Here is a 17865-nt window from a genome sequence, read left to right as displayed (position 1 = left end):
ATTTCCTCCCTATTAGCAATAATAAATAATCATCATATTATCCTTGTGATTCTACAGGATCTTTTTGGACTCCGACAATTTCTTTTGTAACCTGTTGCCCATACTGTTCCAAAACCACAATACCATTAGAATCATTAATATTTTGATAAACAATTTGATTATTATCCCTTAAGGCAATAGTTTGAGGATATGTAAAACGAATATCTTTGACTCGAATCATTACCCCGGAATCTTGACTTGACAAAGTATCTCCCACTCGGACACTACGAGTCATATTGTCCCAAGGAGTTGTCACAAAAGCAATGTTCTGTCCTTGTAGATCCGCAATTCCTGAAATAACAATACTTTCTGCCTCTTTTGGTTCAGGTGGAGTGTATGGAATAACATTTCCTTCTGCATCAAATTTCTGACCACTAATCGGCATACCATCCTTACTCACGGTAGGATTTTGCGAGTTTCTACCACTGGCAGTATTAGAATTTCCAACATTACTTGCTCCTTCTGAAACATTAGACACAGGTTCACGCAAAATGGCTTTAGCAACTGCTGAGGGAGGAACAGGTTGACTAGCAGACACTTTAACTACTGCAGGGGGGCGAATAGAACCAAATGGATCACCTCTTCCCTGACTTATTTGGTTTAGTCTCTCTTTCGGATTAGTCGAAGGAATAAGAGCATTAGGAACACTATTGGTACTGCTCATATTTTCCTCTATAACCGCCTCTTCAGGATTTTCTTGTTGGTTTTCTCCGTCAGGAGTGGGTTGTTGAGGGGGAGTCGGAGTAATATTAGCTTGATTGTCACTTCCTCCACCACCAAATACACCACAACCTGACAATAATAAAAGACTTAATATTATCAATGGTGATAGTTTTTTCATTATTTCGAGAATATTTTTTCTTTGATCTTAACATTCAAAATTATAATTCTCTATTGAGTTAATGGAAAAGTAAATTCCTCATTGCTCATTACAATTTATTACCTTTACCCTATTCTTAATCCCCACAGAGAAAAACTAAATCATCGTACTGCTATTAAGAGCCATATTCATTAAAACTTCATGAGTATTCAACTCTTTCTCTCCTTCTTTTGCTTCTCTTCTGAGATAGTTGCCATCACTGTGTAATTCCCATGATTGACGATTATCTGCTAACATAATGCCCAAAATTTCTTGTAATTGTTTCATTAATTCAGGATCTTCAATGGGTGTTACTGCTTCAACTCGACGAGAAAGATTACGACTCATCCAATCAGCACTACCGATATAAATTTCTTCTTGTCCGTTATTTTGAAAATAAAAAATTCGTGAGTGTTCCAGAAAACGCCCCACAATACTAATAACCTTAATATTTTCGCTTACCCCTTCCACTCCGGGGCGTAAAGAACAAATACCTCTGATAATTAAATCTATTTTTACCCCTGCCTGAGATGCACGATATAAAGCACGGATAATCTGCACATCTACTAAAGAATTCATTTTTGCTACTATTCTACCAGTACCATTATTTCGACAATGTTCCGCTTCTCGTTCAATCATTTCAATCATGCGATCGCGCATTGTCACTGGGGCAACTAATAACTTACGGAAGGATTGCTGTTTAGAGTAACCCGTTAAAAAATTAAATAAATCAGTTAAATCTGCACCTAAATCTTCTCGACAACTAATCAAACCCACATCCGTATAAAGTTTAGCGGTTTTGGGATTATAATTCCCCGTACCAATATGTATATAACGACGAATCTTGTCTTTTTCCTTTCTGACAACTAACACAATTTTAGTATGAGTTTTCAAACCCACAATACCATAAACAACGTGTACCCCTGCTTTTTCTAGTTTTCTCGCCCAAATAATATTATTTTCCTCATCGAAACGGGCTTTTAACTCCACCAAAGCCACTACCTGTTTGCCATTCTCCGCCGCATCAATTAAGGCTTTAATAATAGGAGAATCCCCCGAAGTACGATAAAGCGTCATTTTAATTGCCATGACATCTGGATCATGCGCGGCTTGAGTAATAAACTGTTGTACAGTAGCAGAAAAAGAATGATAAGGATGATGTACCAATAAATCAGATTTACGAATCATGGCAAAAAACTCATCACTCACATTATCATCACTTTCATTAGCCCTAGCCATCTCCAAAGTTTGAAACTGATCAAAAGGAGGAGGTACAATACCATTCCAAGGAACATCTTTTAACTTTGGCAAAGGTAAACCCATAAAAGCAAATAAATCATTCAACCCCAATAAACCATCTATTTCATAAATATCCATTTCCTCCAAACCTAAACCCTGCATCAACATTTGTTTGACATTTTCAGGCATGGTAGGATGGATTTCTAACCTTACCGCCGAACCCGCAAAATGTCGTTTCCGTAACTCTTGTTTAATGGCTAAAAGTAAATCATCTGCTTCATCCTCTTGCACCCCTAAATCGGCATCACGGGTTAAGCGAAAATTATGACATTCTTGAACATCCATACCGGGGAATAACGTCTCTAAATGATGGGCAATCACTTGTTCTAAAGGCACACCTACCCAAAGAGGATCATCATCAAGATTACTAACTTGTCGTAATTCAGGAGGAAAAGTAACAAAACGAGGAAGAGTCTTAGGAACTTTTACCCTAGCAAATAATTCAGCCCCATTATCGGGATTTTTCACCAAAACAGCTAAATTAAGACTCAAATTAGACATATGAGGGAAAGGGTGACTAGGATCAACCGCTAAAGGTGTTAAAACAGGAAAAATATTGGTATCAAAATAGTCATGAAGGTACTTTCTCTGCTCTTGATTTAAGTCCACAAAGTTGATGAGATATACTTTATGGTTCGTTAATTCTTGCTTAAGATTGTATTCAAAGTTTTCTACTTGTTGCTTAACTAATGGACGCAAACGTTTATTAATATCTTGAATTTGTTGTAGTGGAGTTCTACCATCAGGGGTTAACTTACTCACTTCTGCTTCCACTTGTCTTTTTAGTGCCGCCACCCTAACCATAAAAAATTCATCTAAATTAGAACTGAAAATTGCTGTAAATTTAAGCCTTTCTAGCAACAAAGTTCTTTCACTTAGGGCTTCTTGTAATACTCGATAATTAAACTCTAGCCAACTTAATTCTCTATTAAAATAATACTGATGATCTTCAATATTAACTACTTGCTCTGTCATTTGCTCAGTTTTCATAGCTATTTTTAATAATGTGATGATTATAAGGATGTACTCTTGCCTCTCATTATCTTATCTTGAGGGGCTTAACTCTCACGTTATGATTAGGTTAATAAGCAATTTGGACAAAAGGTAAAGTAAAAAGGGCAAAAGTGTTTAATTAACTTCTCCCCAACACCCAAATACCCTAATACTTGAAACCTAAAAACTTATTGTTTTGCAAAGCAGATAAAAATGACTTACAATCGACTTAAACAACAAAAATGTTGTTAAACTAAATAACCAAGAAGATATATTTTAATAATTAATTAACTTAAATATGAGCGCTACTGTAAAAAATCTAGTTAATCAGCCCTATAAATACGGATTTGTCACGGATATTGAATCAGATACGATCGCAAAAGGCTTAAATGAAGACGTAATTAGATTAATCTCCGCTAAAAAAAATGAGCCTGAATTTATGCTCGAATTTCGCCTCAAAGCCTATCGTCAATGGTTACAAATGAGTGAACCTGAATGGGCTCATGTAGGCTATCCCCCCATCGACTACCAAAACATTATCTACTATTGCGCTCCTAAACAGCAAAAGAAAAAATTAGATAGCTTAGATGAAGTTGATCCCACTTTGCTTGAAACCTTTGAAAAATTAGGGATTCCTCTTTCTGAACAAAAAAGATTGAGTAATGTAGCTGTTGATGCTATTTTTGATAGTGTTTCTATTGCCACCACTTTTAAAGAAAAATTGGCAGAAGTTGGAGTTATTTTCTGTTCTATTTCTGAAGCTCTCCACGAACATCCTGACTTAGTTCAAAAATATTTGGGTACTGTTGTTCCTACTGCTGATAATTATTTTGCCGCTCTCAATTCCGCAGTATTTAGTGATGGTTCTTTTGTTTTCATTCCCAAAGGGGTAAAATGTCCCATGGAATTATCAACTTATTTCCGCATTAATAACGGAGAAACAGGACAATTTGAGCGTACTCTCATTGTGGCGGAAGAAGGGGCTTCTGTTAGCTATTTAGAAGGTTGTACCGCTCCTATGTATGACAGTAATCAACTTCATGCGGCGGTGGTGGAATTAGTTGCCCTAGATGACGCTGAGATTAAATATTCTACAGTGCAAAATTGGTTTGCAGGAGATGAAAACGGTAAGGGTGGTATTTATAACTTTGTGACTAAACGAGGTTTGTGTAAAGGGGTAAATTCAAAAATTTCTTGGACACAAGTGGAAACTGGTTCAGCAATAACATGGAAATATCCTAGTTGTGTTTTAGTGGGTGATAATTCTGTAGGGGAGTTTTATTCTATTGCTCTGACAAATAATATGCAACAGGCGGATACTGGCACAAAAATGGTGCATATTGGCAAAAACACCCGCAGTACAATTATTTCTAAGGGAATTTCGGCAGGTAAATCCAAAAATAGCTATCGTGGTTTGGTGAAAATGGGCAATAAAGCCACTGGTGCAAGAAATTACTCTCAATGCGATTCCATGTTAATTGGTGACAATGCAGAAGCTAATACTTTTCCTTATATTCAAGTAGATAACAATACCGCTAAATTGGAGCATGAGGCTTCTACTTCTAAGATTGGAGAGGATCAATTATTCTATTTTGCCCAAAGAGGTATTTCTGAGGAAGATGCCATTTCTATGTTGGTAAGTGGATTCTGTAAAGACGTATTAAATGAGTTACCCATGGAGTTTGCGGCGGAGGCTGATAAGTTACTCAGTCTTAAGTTAGAAGGTAGTGTCGGATAATGAATGAAGTATTAAGAATGAAGTATTAAGAGGTTTTAGGTGTCAGGTGTCGGATTAAAGGTTTCAGGTATTTTGAATTATTACTCATTACTTATCACTCAAAAAAAATTCCTTACCTCGAACCCGAATCTGGTTGATTTATTCGGTTATAAAAGTTAATGTCTAATATTACCTAAATCAGAGAAAATGAGATTAATGACTACTACTTCATTGGGTATTTAGTCATAGATTATAAAAAGTAAAAGTAAAGAGCAATAAAGATGAAGATAAGTGTAACCGAAATTCTCGATTCTTTTAAGGAGTTTGTTAGCACTCACGATTATCAAAATAATCCCATTCTCAGTGTTTATGTGAATATAGATTCTACTAATCCTGATAATAGAAGGGAACAACCTGCGTGGCAAATTGAGTTAAAAAACGAATTAAAACGAATTGAGTCTCAGTTAAACCCAGAAGAAATGAAACGTTGGGATAATCAAAAAATCTGGGCTGATACTGAAAATATGATCTTTAATTATTTACAAAGTGAAAAGCCAACGGGAAGGGCTATCGCACTTTTTACAGATTTTAAAGATATAGTGGGTGTTGATTTACCCGTGCCCATGAAAACCTCGGTATATTACGGATTACCTCAAGTTAAACATCTTTTATTTGCTTTAGATCAATATAAAGAATACACTGCTATTCTCTTTTCAGGCTCAGAAGCAAGAATCGTTGATATATTTTTAACTCGCTCTACCAATGAAATTAAAATTGAGACAGAACACGAATTAGCCAGAAAATTTGGACGTAAAGCTGATACCCTCGCCGGCGATCGCCGTGATCAAGAGTTTGAAATGCGTTTTATCCGAGAAATGGCGACAGAAATTAATCAATATTTCATCGAACATTTAGAAAATGCAAGGTTAGTTTTTGGCGGAAATTTACAACAGGCAGCTAAAATCAATAATGCCCTCAATCCTGCGGTTAAGAATTTAGTAGTTGCGATCGAGCCTATGGATTTCAAACTAGCGGATAATGAAATTGCGGAGATTGTTAAACCCATGGCCTATTCCTACGAGCAGGATCATGATGTTACTGTAGTAGAAAACTTAGTCTATAAATTCAACAAGAATGGCACTGCTGTATTAGAAAGACAGGGAGTAGAAAAAGCCTTAAAAGAAGGTAGAGTAAAAACCCTCGTGATTCCCTATCCAATGGATAGCCAAGAATTTGACTCTTTAATTATCGATGCAGTTTTATCAAATGTCGCCATTGAATTTGTCTATGGTGAGGGGGCAGACAAATTAAATCAGTATGGTGGTATTGCGGCTGATTTATATTATTCTTTAAGATAGTTTGCTTAACTACAGAGTCAATGTAAATATTTGTTACTTTCAGGGAAATTATGGACAAAATTTGCGTCTGAAGCCTCGATCGCATCTTAAATTGTTTTAGAATAGAGATGGCGGAGACAAAGTTTCCGTTCACTCCTCACACCATAAACCGCTCTTATTTTTAGGGGCGGATTTTTTTTGAATCATTTGTGATTTAGATAGATAGTCTAACCTCAGTTGTTAAACAAGAATATTAGTTAAGAGCAGGTTTGACGGTAAATATTTTCTGAACATTAATTAATTAAAGAAGCTAAAAAAAGAAAATCAATTTATCTACTTTTTTTGTCGAATTTGGTTCATTTTAGCTCTAAACCTCTAACAATGAATTCCGAAATCGGGTAATGTAAACTTCTAGTAATAATTATCTGCAAGAGTCCTAATATTTGCTATGGTAAAATCTGATAGTATTTAAAATGCAAAAAACTTTAGTTTAAGGAAATAAGTGCAATGTCAGAGGTGACAGAAGTTAAAGAAGCGGATTTTAAAGAAGTTGTTTTAGATAGTGAATTGCCTGTCTTAGTTGACTTTTGGGCTCCTTGGTGTGGACCTTGTCGTATGGTTGCACCTGTGGTAGAGGAAATAGCTCAACAATATGAAGGTAAGGTGAAAGTCGTTAAATTAAACACCGACGAAAATCCTCAAATTGCTAGTCAATACGGAATTCGTAGTATTCCCACTTTGATGGTTTTTAAAGATGGTGAGAAAAAAGATATGGTAGTGGGTGCAGTACCTAAAACTACTTTATCCAACACCCTTGAAAAACATCTTTAAGCAATCATTTGATAGCAACTTCTCCCACGTTGATTATTTCTGCGTGGGACTGTTTTGTAAAAGTAGTAATTCGTCAATAGGTTTTAATTAGGAATTTAGAAAAGGCAAAAGGCAAGAGGTAAAAGTGTTTGATTAACTTCTTCCTAATACCCCAAAACCTGCAATCCGAAACCTGATACTTTTTTAGGGATAGTTTATCATATCCAAAGTTAAGAGAGCCATTTTTCTCTACATTATCAGTAAAAAAATTATATAATGTCTTTAGTTAATTCTCCATCATTAGCAACAATTAAAAATTTAGTCAAAAATTTACCAAATACAAGAAAAAGTAAATGGTTAAAAAAGAGTTTTAAAACATTGATTAGAATTGTTGAAAAAAAAGAACTCGATCGCCTCGAATGGAAAATATTAACAGGAACATTAAAAGATTTAGAAAGGGGATTTCAGACTTTTTCGGATTATAGAAGTAGAAGAAAAATAACCGTATTTGGTTCTGCTAGAACACCTGTAGATAGTCCTGAATATCTACTTGCTAGAGATTTTTCTCATGCTATTTCTCAGTTAGGTTTTATGGTTTTAACTGGGGCAGGTGGTGGAATTATGGAGGCTGGAAATGAAGGTGCTTCTTCGAATAATTCTTTCGGTTTAAACATTAAATTACCCTTTGAACAAACGGCTAATAAATTTATTTTTAATGACCCCAAATTAATTAATTTTAAATACTTTTTTACCCGTAAATTATTCTTCTTAAAAGAAAGTGATGCGATCGCACTTTTCCCCGGAGGATTTGGCACTCAAGACGAAGCATTTGAAACCATAACCCTTTGCCAAACAGGAAGACAACCTTTAATACCATTAGTTTTAATCGATAAACCCGGCGGTAAATATTGGCACAATTGGCATAATTACTTGGTAGAAAATCTTTTAGCTAGAGGATATATTCAAGAAGATGACATAAAAATATATCAAATAACAGATAATGTAGAATCTGCCTGTGAAATTATTACCAATTTTTATCGAGTATATCATTCTAGTCGCTATATAGAAGACTTATTCGTAATCAGATTAAATTATGACTTAACAGATGCTCAACTTCAGAAATTAAATGATAATTTTGCCGACGTTTTATCAACAGGTAAAATAGAAAGAAGAAGATCAACAAAATCAGAACAAGATAGCCTAAATTTACCTCAAATAGCCTTTCATTTACAAGCAAAAAAATTTAGTCGTCTTTATCAAATGATTCAGTTAATTAATACATTTTCCTGTGAAGAATCTCCCTATTGTCTTCCTCAATACCGATAAAAATTAGAATCAAGAAATAGTTAAAATTATCGAAATTAGGGTAGTATAGCAGTGCTAAATCATTCATCATAAATTATGTTCAAACATTTATTACGCAATATTCTTGTCTTTAGTTTCATTCTCATTGCCTCCTTTAATTTTATGCCTTCTGCTATGGCATTGGGAGGAATACAGCCTTCCCTTAACGAATCAGCACCGGATTTTACCCTGCCGACAAACCTAGGAGACGGAGAAATTTCCTTGCACGATTATCGAGGAAAATGGGTAGTGTTATATTTTTATCCGCAAGACTTTACCCCCGGTTGTACTTTAGAAGCAAAAAGATTTCAACAGGATTTACCAAAATATCATGACTTGAATGCAGAGATTATCGGAGTTAGCGTCGATGATGTTAATTCCCATCAGAGTTTCTGTAATGAAGAAGGATTAAAATTTCCCCTTTTAGCTGACACGGAAGGTAAAGTTAGTAAGGCTTATGGTTCATGGTTAAGTGGTCGATCGCTCCGTCATACCTATATTATAAATCCTGAAGGTATTTTGGTTGCAAAATTTTTAGGGGTGCGTCCTGCTATACATTCTCAAGAAGTATTATCAGAATTAAATAAGTTAAATAATTAATGACTAGATATTAGTATATTAATTAATTTATTAGCGTATTGGAGTGTTAGGGGAAAACTAATTCTTATAAGTGCATCCATTATTGATTACTGATTATTAATTACCAGTGCATCGTTACCCCTTGCCCTCTTAAAAATAAACAAGGAGAAATAAATCTTGCCAAAAAACAAAGAAAGAATAGATATTCTGTTAACAGAAAAACAATTATGTGATACAAGGACAACTGCCCAGAAACTAATTAGAGCAGGTAAAGTAAAAGTCAAGGGGCAAATAGTAGATAAACCAGGTACTTTGATACCGTTAGATAGTATTATAGATGTAGAATCAGAACCTCCCTTCGTTTCCAGAGGGGGAGAAAAACTGATAAAAGCGATCGCATCTTTTAATATAGAAGTAAAAGAGAGAATCTGCCTAGATGGAGGAATTTCCACAGGGGGATTTACCGATTGCTTATTACAACAAGGGGCAAAAAAAGTTTATGGTATAGATGTGGGTTATGGACAAGTAGCATGGAAAATAAGACAGGATAAAAGACTTACCCTCCTAGAAAGAACTAATTTTCGTCATCTAACTCCAGAAAAACTCTATCAAGGAGAAACACCAGCCGATTTAGGAGTAATGGATTTGTCTTTTATTTCTTTAACTAAAGTTTTAGCAAAATTATGGGAATTACTAATAACTCCCAGAGATGTTATTTTGTTAGTAAAACCTCAATTTGAAGTAGGCAAAGAAAAAGTAGGCAAGAATGGAGTTGTGAGAGACTATCGTTTACAAGCCGAAGCGATAGATCAAGTTTTACGCCATGCCCTAGAAATAGGATGGCAATATCAAAATTTAACTTATTCTCCTATTACTGGTCCGGCCGGTAATATAGAATATTTGCTATGGCTTTCGGAAAATATTAATACCCTTAATCCCACTTTAGAACAAATAGAACAATTAACGAAATCTAGTCAAAAAGAAATTAAAAATTAAATGATTATTAATAGAATTTACGCATTGACGAAAAAAGAAATGGGTATAGAAGAAATGTTTAGAGATAAAAAAGGGAGGAATAATTTAGAGAGAACAAAAATATAAAATAAGCGATTAAAAGCATTGACACTGATTATGTTAATCACTTTAGCTTATAGTTATTCAACAATAAAAAACCACCTACACAATGTGAGGTGATTCTTTGTCTTTGATGTTTCGATGAAAGATAGAATTGTAAAGAATGAATGTTGAAGCTGGCATGGAACTATTGTCCCACTCGGTCTCCCAAGCAGTATCGTCGCCGCTACTATGTTTCACCCACGAGTTCGGGATGGTTCGTAGTGGTTCCATAATGCTAATCACACCAGCTATACTCTCGAAGGAACAACCTTCAAGACTGCATAGAATTTTATAGTTCCTTAGGTCAAGATGACGGTCTATTAGTACACTTCGGCTTCATACATTACTGCACTTCCACCTTGTGCCTATTTACGGGTCTTCTTCCCGTGACCTTACACCAGAATACTCATCTTGAGGTGGGCTTCCCACTTAGATGCTTTCAGCGGTTATCCTCTCCGCACTTGGCTACCCTGCGTTTACCGTTGGCACGATAACAGGTACACCAGCGGTGCGTCCTTCCCGGTCCTCTCGTACTAAGGAAGGCTCCTCTCAATATTCTCACGCTTACACCGGATATGGACCGAACTGTCTCACGACGTTCTGAACCCAGCTCACGTACCGCTTTAATGGGCGAACAGCCCAACCCTTGGGACGTACTTCCGCCCCAGGTTGCGATGAGCCGACATCGAGGTGCCAAACCTCCCCGTCGATGTGAACTCTTGGGGGAGATCAGCCTGTTATCCCTAGAGTAACTTTTATCCGTTGAGCGACGGCCCTTCCACACAGCACCGTCGGATCACTAAGACCGTGTTTCCACCCTGCTCGACTTGTTGGTCTCGCAGTCAAGCTACCTTCTGCCTTTGCACTCTTCGACTGATTTCCAACCAGTCTGAGGTAACCTTTGTACGCCTCCGTTACCATTTTGGAGGCGACCGCCCCAGTCAAACTACCCACCTGAAACTGTCCTCAAATGAGTTAGAATTCTAGCTAGCAGAGAGTGGTATCTCACCGTTGGCTCTGTATCCCCCACAAGGAATACTTCTTCGCCTCCCACCTATCCTGCGCACTGCCAGCCCGAACACAATTCCAAGCTATAGTAAAGCTTCATAGGGTCTTTCTGTCCAAGTGTAAGTAGTCCGTATCTTCACAGACAATCCTATTTCGCCGAGCCTCTCTCCGAGACAGCTCCCAGATCGTTACGCCTTTCGTGCGGGTCGGAACTTACCCGACAAGGAATTTCGCTACCTTAGGACCGTTATAGTTACGGCCGCCGTTCACCGGGGCTTCAGTCGCTAGCTTCACTTTCGCTGACCAACTTCTTTAACCTTCCGGCACTGGGCAGGCGTCAGCCCCTATACCTCCTCTTTCGAGTTTGCAGAGACCTATGTTTTTGCTAAACAGTCGCCTGGGACTCTTCACTGCGACCACCTCTCGGTGGCACCCCTTCTCCCTAAGTTACGGGGTCATTTTGCCGAGTTCCTTGGAGAGAGTTACCTCGCTCCCCTTCGTATTCTCTACGTGCCCACCTGTGTCGGTTTCGGGTACCGGGACTTAATTCTCAACATTACTACAGCTTTTCTTGCCGCTATCTTTCCACACTCACGATTACTCGCTCCCAATCCACTCAGGGTGTGCTTAGTTTTCACGGGTCCCTGTAGCAACTCCAATTAAGCCACGCAGGAATATTTACCTGCTTGCCATCGACTACGCTTTTCGCTTCGCCTTAGGTCCGGGCTAACTCTCCACGGACGAACCTTCTGGAGAAACCCTTGGGCTTTCGGGGTTAGGGATTCTCACCCTAATTTTCGCTACTTAAGCCGACATTCTCACTTCTATCTCGTCCACATCTGCTTGCCGCTAATGCTTCACCCTTAATAGAACGCTCCCCTACCACTACAATGTAGTCCATAGCTTCGGTGACTAACTTAGCCCCGTTCATTTTCGGCGCAGGAGCGCTTGACCAGTGAGCTATTACGCACTCTTTCAAGGATTGCTGCTTCTAGGCAAACCTCCTGGTTGTCTAAGCACTCCCACCTCCTTTCTCACTTAGTTAGTACTTGGGGACCTTAGCTGATGGTCTGGGCTGTTTCCCTCTTGACGATGAAGCTTATCCCCCACCGTCTCACTAGTGCTACCATTCATCGGTATTCTGAGTTTGTCTCATCTTGGTACCAGTCTCCCAGCCCGCAACGAAACAGTGCTTTACCCCCGATGACCTTTCACACCGCTGCGCCTCAACACATTTCGGGGAGAACCAGCTAGCTCTTGGTTCGATTGGCATTTCACCCCTAACCACACCTCCTCCGCCAATTTTTCAACATTGGTCGGTTCGGACCTCCACTACCTGTTACGGTAGCTTCATCCTGGACATGGTTAGATCACCAAGGTTCGGGTCTACAAACCGTGACTAACGCCCTTTTCGGACTCGGTTTCCCTTTGGCTTCGACTTTTCATCTTAACCCGCCACGACCTGTAAGTCGCCGGCTCATTCTTCAACAGGCACACGGTCATCCCTTCTAATGAGACTCCCATTGCTTGTAAGCCGATGGTTTCATGTTCTTTTTCACTCCCCTCCCGGGGTTCTTTTCACCTTTCCCTCGCGGTACTTTTCTCTATCGGTCACACAGTAGTATTTAGCCTTACCACGTGGTCGTGGCTGATTCACCAGGGATTCCACTTATCCCTGACTACTCGGGATTCACCTATGCCTTGTCAGTTTTCAATTACAGGACTTTCACCTTCTTTGGTCTAGTTTTCAGCTAGTTCATTTAACTTTCTTGGTCACTTTTTGGTGTCCCACTACCCCATTCTCCTTAGACAATGGTTTAGGCTTTTCCCGCTTCGCTCGCCGCTACTAGGGGAATCACTTTTGTTTTCTCTTCCTCTGGCTACTAAGATGTTTCAGTTCACCAGGTTCGCTCATCACCTAAATCATAGGTGTGTTTTTAGGGTTGCCCCATTCGGACATCCTCGGCTCTACGTCTGCTTCCGACTCCCCGAGGCTTTTCGCAGGTTGCTACGTCCTTCTTCGCCTCTGTGTGCCTAGGTATCCACCATCGGCCCTTCTTTTCTTGACCTTTTTTTCCCTATTTTTCTATGCAGTTTTCAAGGTTCTCACTGAACACCATGTTCAGCAGTAGCGATTTCTCACCGTGCTAAACTTTGTTCTTCTGGAGGTAAGCGGACTCGAACCGCTGACATCCTGCTTGCAAAGCAGGCGCTCTACCAACTGAGCTATACCCCCAATGGGCCATCCTGGACTTGAACCAGGGACCTCACCCTTATCAGGGGTGCGCTCTAACCACCTGAGCTAATAGCCCCAACACCTCTTTCTTTATTTTCCTAGCCACCCCCATTTCCTTGCTGACTTCTTAATAGAAGTCTCCCTTAAAGGAGGTGATCCAGCCACACCTTCCGGTACGGCTACCTTGTTACGACTTCACCCCAGTCACTAGTCCCACCTTCGGCGTCTCCTTCCACTTGGGTTAGAATAACGACTTCGGGCGTGACCAACTTCCATGGTGTGACGGGCGGTGTGTACAAGACCCGGGAACGGATTCACCGCAGTATGCTGACCTGCGATTACTAGCGATTCCTCCTTCATGCAGGCGAGTTTCAGCCTGCAATCTGAACTGTGGCTGGGTTTGATGAGATTCGCTCCACCTCGCGGTTTCGCTCCCCTTTGTCCCAACCATTGTAGTACGTGTGTAGCCCAAGACGTAAGGGGCATGCTGACTTGACGTCATCCCCACCTTCCTCCGAGTTCTCCCCGGCGGTCTCCCTAGAGTCCCCAACTTAATGCTGGCAACTAAGGACGAGGGTTGCGCTCGTTGCGGGACTTAACCCAACATCTCACGACACGAGCTGACGACAGCCATGCACCACCTGTCTCTGCGTTCCCTTAGGCACTCTCAACTTTCATCAAGATTCGCAGGATGTCAAGCCTTGGTAAGGTTCTTCGCGTTGCATCGAATTAAACCACATACTCCACCGCTTGTGCGGGTCCCCGTCAATTCCTTTGAGTTTCACACTTGCGTGCGTACTCCCCAGGCGGGATACTTAACGCGTTAGCTTCGGCACAGTCCCTTTTACAGCACTACGCCTAGTATCCATCGTTTACCGCTAGGACTACAGGGGTATCTAATCCCTTTCGCTCCCCTAGCTTTCGTCCCTCAGTGTCAGTATATGCCCAGTAGAGCGCCTTCGCCACTGGTGTTCTTCCTAATCTCTACGCATTTCACCGCTACACTAGGAATTCCCTCTACCCCTACTATACTCTAGCTCTTCAGTTTCCACTCCCTTTCCGAAGTTGAGCTTCGGTCTTTGAAAGCAGACTTGAAGTGCCACCTACGGACTCTTTACGCCCAATGATTCCGGATAACGCTTGCATCCTCCGTATTACCGCGGCTGCTGGCACGGAGTTAGCCGATGCTTACATTAGGTACCGTCATTTTTTTCTTCCCTAAGTTTTGAGGTTTACAACCCAAGAGCCTTCCTCCCTCACGCGGTATTGCTCCGTCAGGCTTTCGCCCATTGCGGAAAATTCCCCACTGCTGCCTCCCGTAGGAGTCTGGGCCGTGTCTCAGTCCCAGTGTGGCTGCTCATCCTCTCAGACCAGCTACTGATCGTCGCCATGGTAAGCCTTTACCTCACCATCTAGCTAATCAGACGCGAGCCCCTCTCAAGGCGATAAATCTTTTACCTATTCGGCTCATCCGGTATTAGCAGTCGTTTCCAACTGTTGTCCCCGACCTTGAGGCAGGTTCTCACGCGTTCCTCACCCGTCCGCCACTAGCTCCGAAGAGCCCGTTCGACTTGCATGTGTTAGGCATACCGCCAGCGTTCATCCTGAGCCAGGATCAAACTCTCCATAGTGGTTATTACTCACAATTGCTTGTTTTCACAACCCGATTCCTGTTTTTTTGTTTTTCAATTAAATGAATTGAACAAGGATTATTATTTGGTTATGATGGCTAGAAAAATATTGAATTATCGAGGTTCGTGGTGTGTCAGAGTTGAGCGTGGTGGCTCAATCGCACAAATACTAATATAACTAACCTTTTTTAATTTGGCAACTTTTTCTACATACTTTTTTCTTTTTTCTTTTTGATAAAGCCTCTTATCCTTTACAGAATAAGATTTTTGGGAGTTAAAAAAATATTATTTTTTCCCCGTATGTGCTAATTATCAAACAGGGAGGCAGAATAATATGAATTTTAAACTCAGAGATTGGTTAGGTATTCTCCGAAAAATTAGTTAGTTTGATTTCAGCACCAAATTTTTGGTGTTTTTAAGGTGTCAGGTTTCAGATATTAGATTAATGGTTAAGAAATTTAGAAGGAATATGGTTGATTCTCTTCTGTTCAATTCTTTGATGACTAATCACAAGTTTGACTCTTATCTTTCCCGTCAAATCTTTACAGCACCAGAAGGTTTCAACATTGTTCAACCCATAATACCACTTGCCCACGTCTTATATTTTCACTCCAAACAGCGTTTAATTACTAGCGCCAATCATCCCAATTGTTGTTGAAAATGGATGTGTTGGGGAATTTAGTGGGATTACCATTTTGGTTGAGAGTTTCTTTCAACTCCTGCAATGGTTTATTTTTAAAAGCAAATCCTTCTGTAAATTCATAAGGAAAAATTGCTTTATCTAAGGCTAATGACGCTGTAACACCTGCGGCTGCACCCGAAGACCACTCAAAGGAATGTACCCTATAAGCGGCGGCGGCAATATGACTGGTAGCGATACTTTTACCTACAACTAACATATTATCTATTTTTTGTGGAATCATAGCTGATAGGGGTATTTGAAAGGGATAAGCCTGTCCTTGCCCCCTTCTTTCTCCTTTTCTTTCTGTGTTTCCTTGTTTTTCAGGGGGGCTTTCATTCATACAGGGGTGAAAATCAATAGCATAGTGTCCGATGCCAACGGAATCTGGATAAATGGTTGAGCGACTTCTATTTTTCACTTCATCAGGATCAATCTCGCCACTTAATACGGAAAAGCCTTCCAAACCTGCTAAAAGAGCTTGTAGGCGCCGATATTGTTCAGGGGTTAACACTTGCCGATAATAATCATCGTGGTAGTTACGGCGAGAAATATCAATTTCATTTACCATAAAACCGTCAGGATAAGCATAGTTAGGTCTGCCAATAATCCTTCTTGCTTCTCTCATATAAGGATATTTTGATAAACCGTGCATTGTACCCATGGGAGAATTTAAGCCTGTGAGTAATTTTTGATTGGGATGAGGTTTTTTTACTCCTTCTCCTAGTTGAGAGTCTGTTGTACCTGCTACTAACCAGTAGTAAAAACCTAGGGCATTTTCTTCTCCTTTTCTGAGGGTTTCTGTGCGTAAACCTCCCATCCATCCCCCAGATGTTAGCTGTCCTGTTTCTTGTAGTTGCTCTTTGGTGTAGATGAGGTTATCTTGAGGTGTTCCGGGTCTATAGTCGTTGCCCCATGTCCAGTTTTGCATGGATATATCACCAGGAGTGGGTTTTGTCCAAGTTATACCTTGAAAAGTCTCTGTTTCGCTAGGTTGTGCTTTCCATATACGGCGATAGGTATAGACAAGGTCAAAATTTGCTAATCTTTCTAATTCATAGCTATAGTAAGGCTCATACTGCTCATAGAAAGAAGGTTTAGATTGAGGTTGAGGCTCTTCTGTTTGTTCCATGGCGAAGGTGTAGGTAAATCCTTGGGTGCAATAAGGATCTGGGGTAGCACTTGATGATGATGGTTCAAGTTCGCTACGGGGGTCGATTCCTAGTTTATAGGGTACGTCGGTTAAGGCTATAAGTTCTCCTGTTTCTGTTGCTTCTACCACTATCCACTTTAGTTTGTCATTAGTTTTACCATTTTGAGGAGGGGAAAATTTAATGATGGTTTTTTTTAATCTCTCGGAATCTTCATAAGTGTAAGCGTCTTCGATGATTTGAGATAGAGGTTCTGTATTTAATGGGGGTGTGTTTGGCAGGGCTTGATGTTGAATTGCGATCGCACTTGTGATTTGTTGTCCTGTACCGCTATTATTTAATGTCTCAATGGTTAAGTCTTTAATAACGGTATTGGGAAACCATTTTAATTTACCTTTGCCTTTCTTGGCAGCATTTTCTAACTGTTCAAATAGAATGGTATGGGCATCTTTGGGCAAAAAGCAAGATTGACTAACCCAACATTCTCCGGGGTTTAACTTGCCATAGTATTTTTCTATGTTATCCCTCAATTCTAAATAGCCTCTTGGAAAGAATAACTCTTGTCTTTGGGTGTTTCTTTCGTCTAGTGCAGAAGTACCTTGTGATGAAATTTGACCACCTACCCAGTCGGTAATATCCGTTAAGCAAACGGTTTTTCCTCTTAACAAAGCCTCATAGGCTGTTGCCGCTCCCGCCAAGCCGCCTCCTACTACTAGAATTTCACATTCTTCTGTTTTCTCAATATTTCTTGGCAAAGATGAAGCTATTGAAGGAGATGTTGCAAACAAGGCTAAAGGTAATGAGATTAATTTACCCCAAAAGTTACGTTTACCAAAGTTAATCATAAAACTATGATGATAAGTTAAGTATGTTTGTACATATATTATCAATAGATAATTGTTACTGAAAAAAAGTTTCTTTGTGATAAGCGATGATAAGGGATTAAAACCAATGATAAAAGGGTATTCAATACATTTAAGGTTAATTTTTAGCTGTATGGTAAATTACCATTTTTTAAAATTTATGTTAGATTATTAAGAAATGTAAATAACATGAGTAGGTAAATA

The 17865-nt window shown here is 39.6% G+C and carries 9 protein-coding genes, 2 tRNA genes and 3 rRNA genes; 6 read left to right on the top strand and 8 right to left on the bottom strand.

Annotated features, from left to right (window positions below; genetic code table 11):
* Positions 1 to 37 precede the first annotated feature (37 nt).
* Positions 38 to 880, bottom strand: a complete 843-nt coding sequence (locus Dongsha4_RS11540) for a hypothetical protein (protein WP_330202527.1) — start codon at positions 878 to 880, stop codon at positions 38 to 40.
* Between the two features lie 135 nt (positions 881 to 1015).
* On the bottom strand, positions 1016 to 3187 hold the full coding sequence (gene ppk1 / locus Dongsha4_RS11535) for a polyphosphate kinase 1 (RefSeq protein WP_330202526.1): 2172 nt from the start codon (positions 3185 to 3187) through the stop codon (positions 1016 to 1018).
* A gap of 301 nt (positions 3188 to 3488) precedes the next feature.
* Between ppk1 and sufB the strand changes: the two genes are divergently transcribed.
* From sufB to Dongsha4_RS11505, 6 genes are all read left to right on the top strand, one after another.
* Positions 3489 to 4928: a Fe-S cluster assembly protein SufB gene (gene sufB, locus Dongsha4_RS11530; RefSeq protein WP_330202525.1), complete on the top strand. Its 1440-nt coding sequence runs from the start codon at positions 3489 to 3491 to the stop codon at positions 4926 to 4928.
* Positions 4929 to 5188: 260 nt separating this feature from the next.
* Positions 5189 to 6265, top strand: a complete 1077-nt coding sequence (locus Dongsha4_RS11525; RefSeq protein WP_330202524.1) for a hypothetical protein — start codon at positions 5189 to 5191, stop codon at positions 6263 to 6265.
* A 486-nt stretch (positions 6266 to 6751) separates the two neighbouring features.
* Positions 6752 to 7075, top strand: a complete 324-nt coding sequence (gene trxA, locus Dongsha4_RS11520) for a thioredoxin (RefSeq protein ID WP_015220403.1) — start codon at positions 6752 to 6754, stop codon at positions 7073 to 7075.
* A 255-nt stretch (positions 7076 to 7330) separates the two neighbouring features.
* Positions 7331 to 8380: an LOG family protein gene (locus tag Dongsha4_RS11515; RefSeq protein WP_330202523.1), complete on the top strand. Its 1050-nt coding sequence runs from the start codon at positions 7331 to 7333 to the stop codon at positions 8378 to 8380.
* Positions 8381 to 8455: 75 nt separating this feature from the next.
* Entirely contained in the window at positions 8456 to 8998 is a 543-nt protein-coding gene (locus tag Dongsha4_RS11510; protein WP_330202522.1) for a peroxiredoxin, read from the top strand.
* Positions 8999 to 9154: 156 nt separating this feature from the next.
* The gene (locus Dongsha4_RS11505; RefSeq protein ID WP_330202521.1) at positions 9155 to 9973 is read left to right on the top strand and encodes a TlyA family RNA methyltransferase; all 819 of its coding nucleotides are present in this window, start codon (positions 9155 to 9157) and stop codon (positions 9971 to 9973) included.
* Positions 9974 to 10225: 252 nt separating this feature from the next.
* On the opposite strand, the gene rrf is transcribed toward Dongsha4_RS11505, so the two are convergent.
* The 6 genes from rrf to Dongsha4_RS11475 form a co-directional block, all read right to left on the bottom strand.
* A 5S ribosomal RNA gene (gene rrf, locus Dongsha4_RS11500) occupies positions 10226 to 10342 on the bottom strand.
* Between the two features lie 51 nt (positions 10343 to 10393).
* Positions 10394 to 13170: ribosomal RNA gene (locus tag Dongsha4_RS11495) — 23S ribosomal RNA — on the bottom strand.
* A gap of 94 nt (positions 13171 to 13264) precedes the next feature.
* Positions 13265 to 13337, bottom strand: a tRNA-Ala gene (locus tag Dongsha4_RS11490).
* A 2-nt stretch (positions 13338 to 13339) separates the two neighbouring features.
* A tRNA-Ile gene (locus tag Dongsha4_RS11485) sits at positions 13340 to 13413 on the bottom strand.
* 69 nt (positions 13414 to 13482) lie between these two features.
* Positions 13483 to 14968 (bottom strand): 16S ribosomal RNA (locus Dongsha4_RS11480).
* Together the 16S, 23S and 5S rRNA genes with 2 tRNA genes alongside form the textbook arrangement of a ribosomal RNA operon.
* A gap of 629 nt (positions 14969 to 15597) precedes the next feature.
* Positions 15598 to 17643, bottom strand: a complete 2046-nt coding sequence (locus Dongsha4_RS11475) for an FAD-dependent oxidoreductase (protein WP_330202520.1) — start codon at positions 17641 to 17643, stop codon at positions 15598 to 15600.
* Between the last annotated feature and the right edge of the window lie 222 nt (positions 17644 to 17865).

This window comes from Cyanobacterium sp. Dongsha4 (assembly GCF_036345015.1).
Classification (GTDB): domain Bacteria; phylum Cyanobacteriota; class Cyanobacteriia; order Cyanobacteriales; family Cyanobacteriaceae; genus PCC-10605.
Note: the sequence above shows the minus strand (reverse complement) of the source record. Positions and strands in the feature narration are given on the sequence as shown.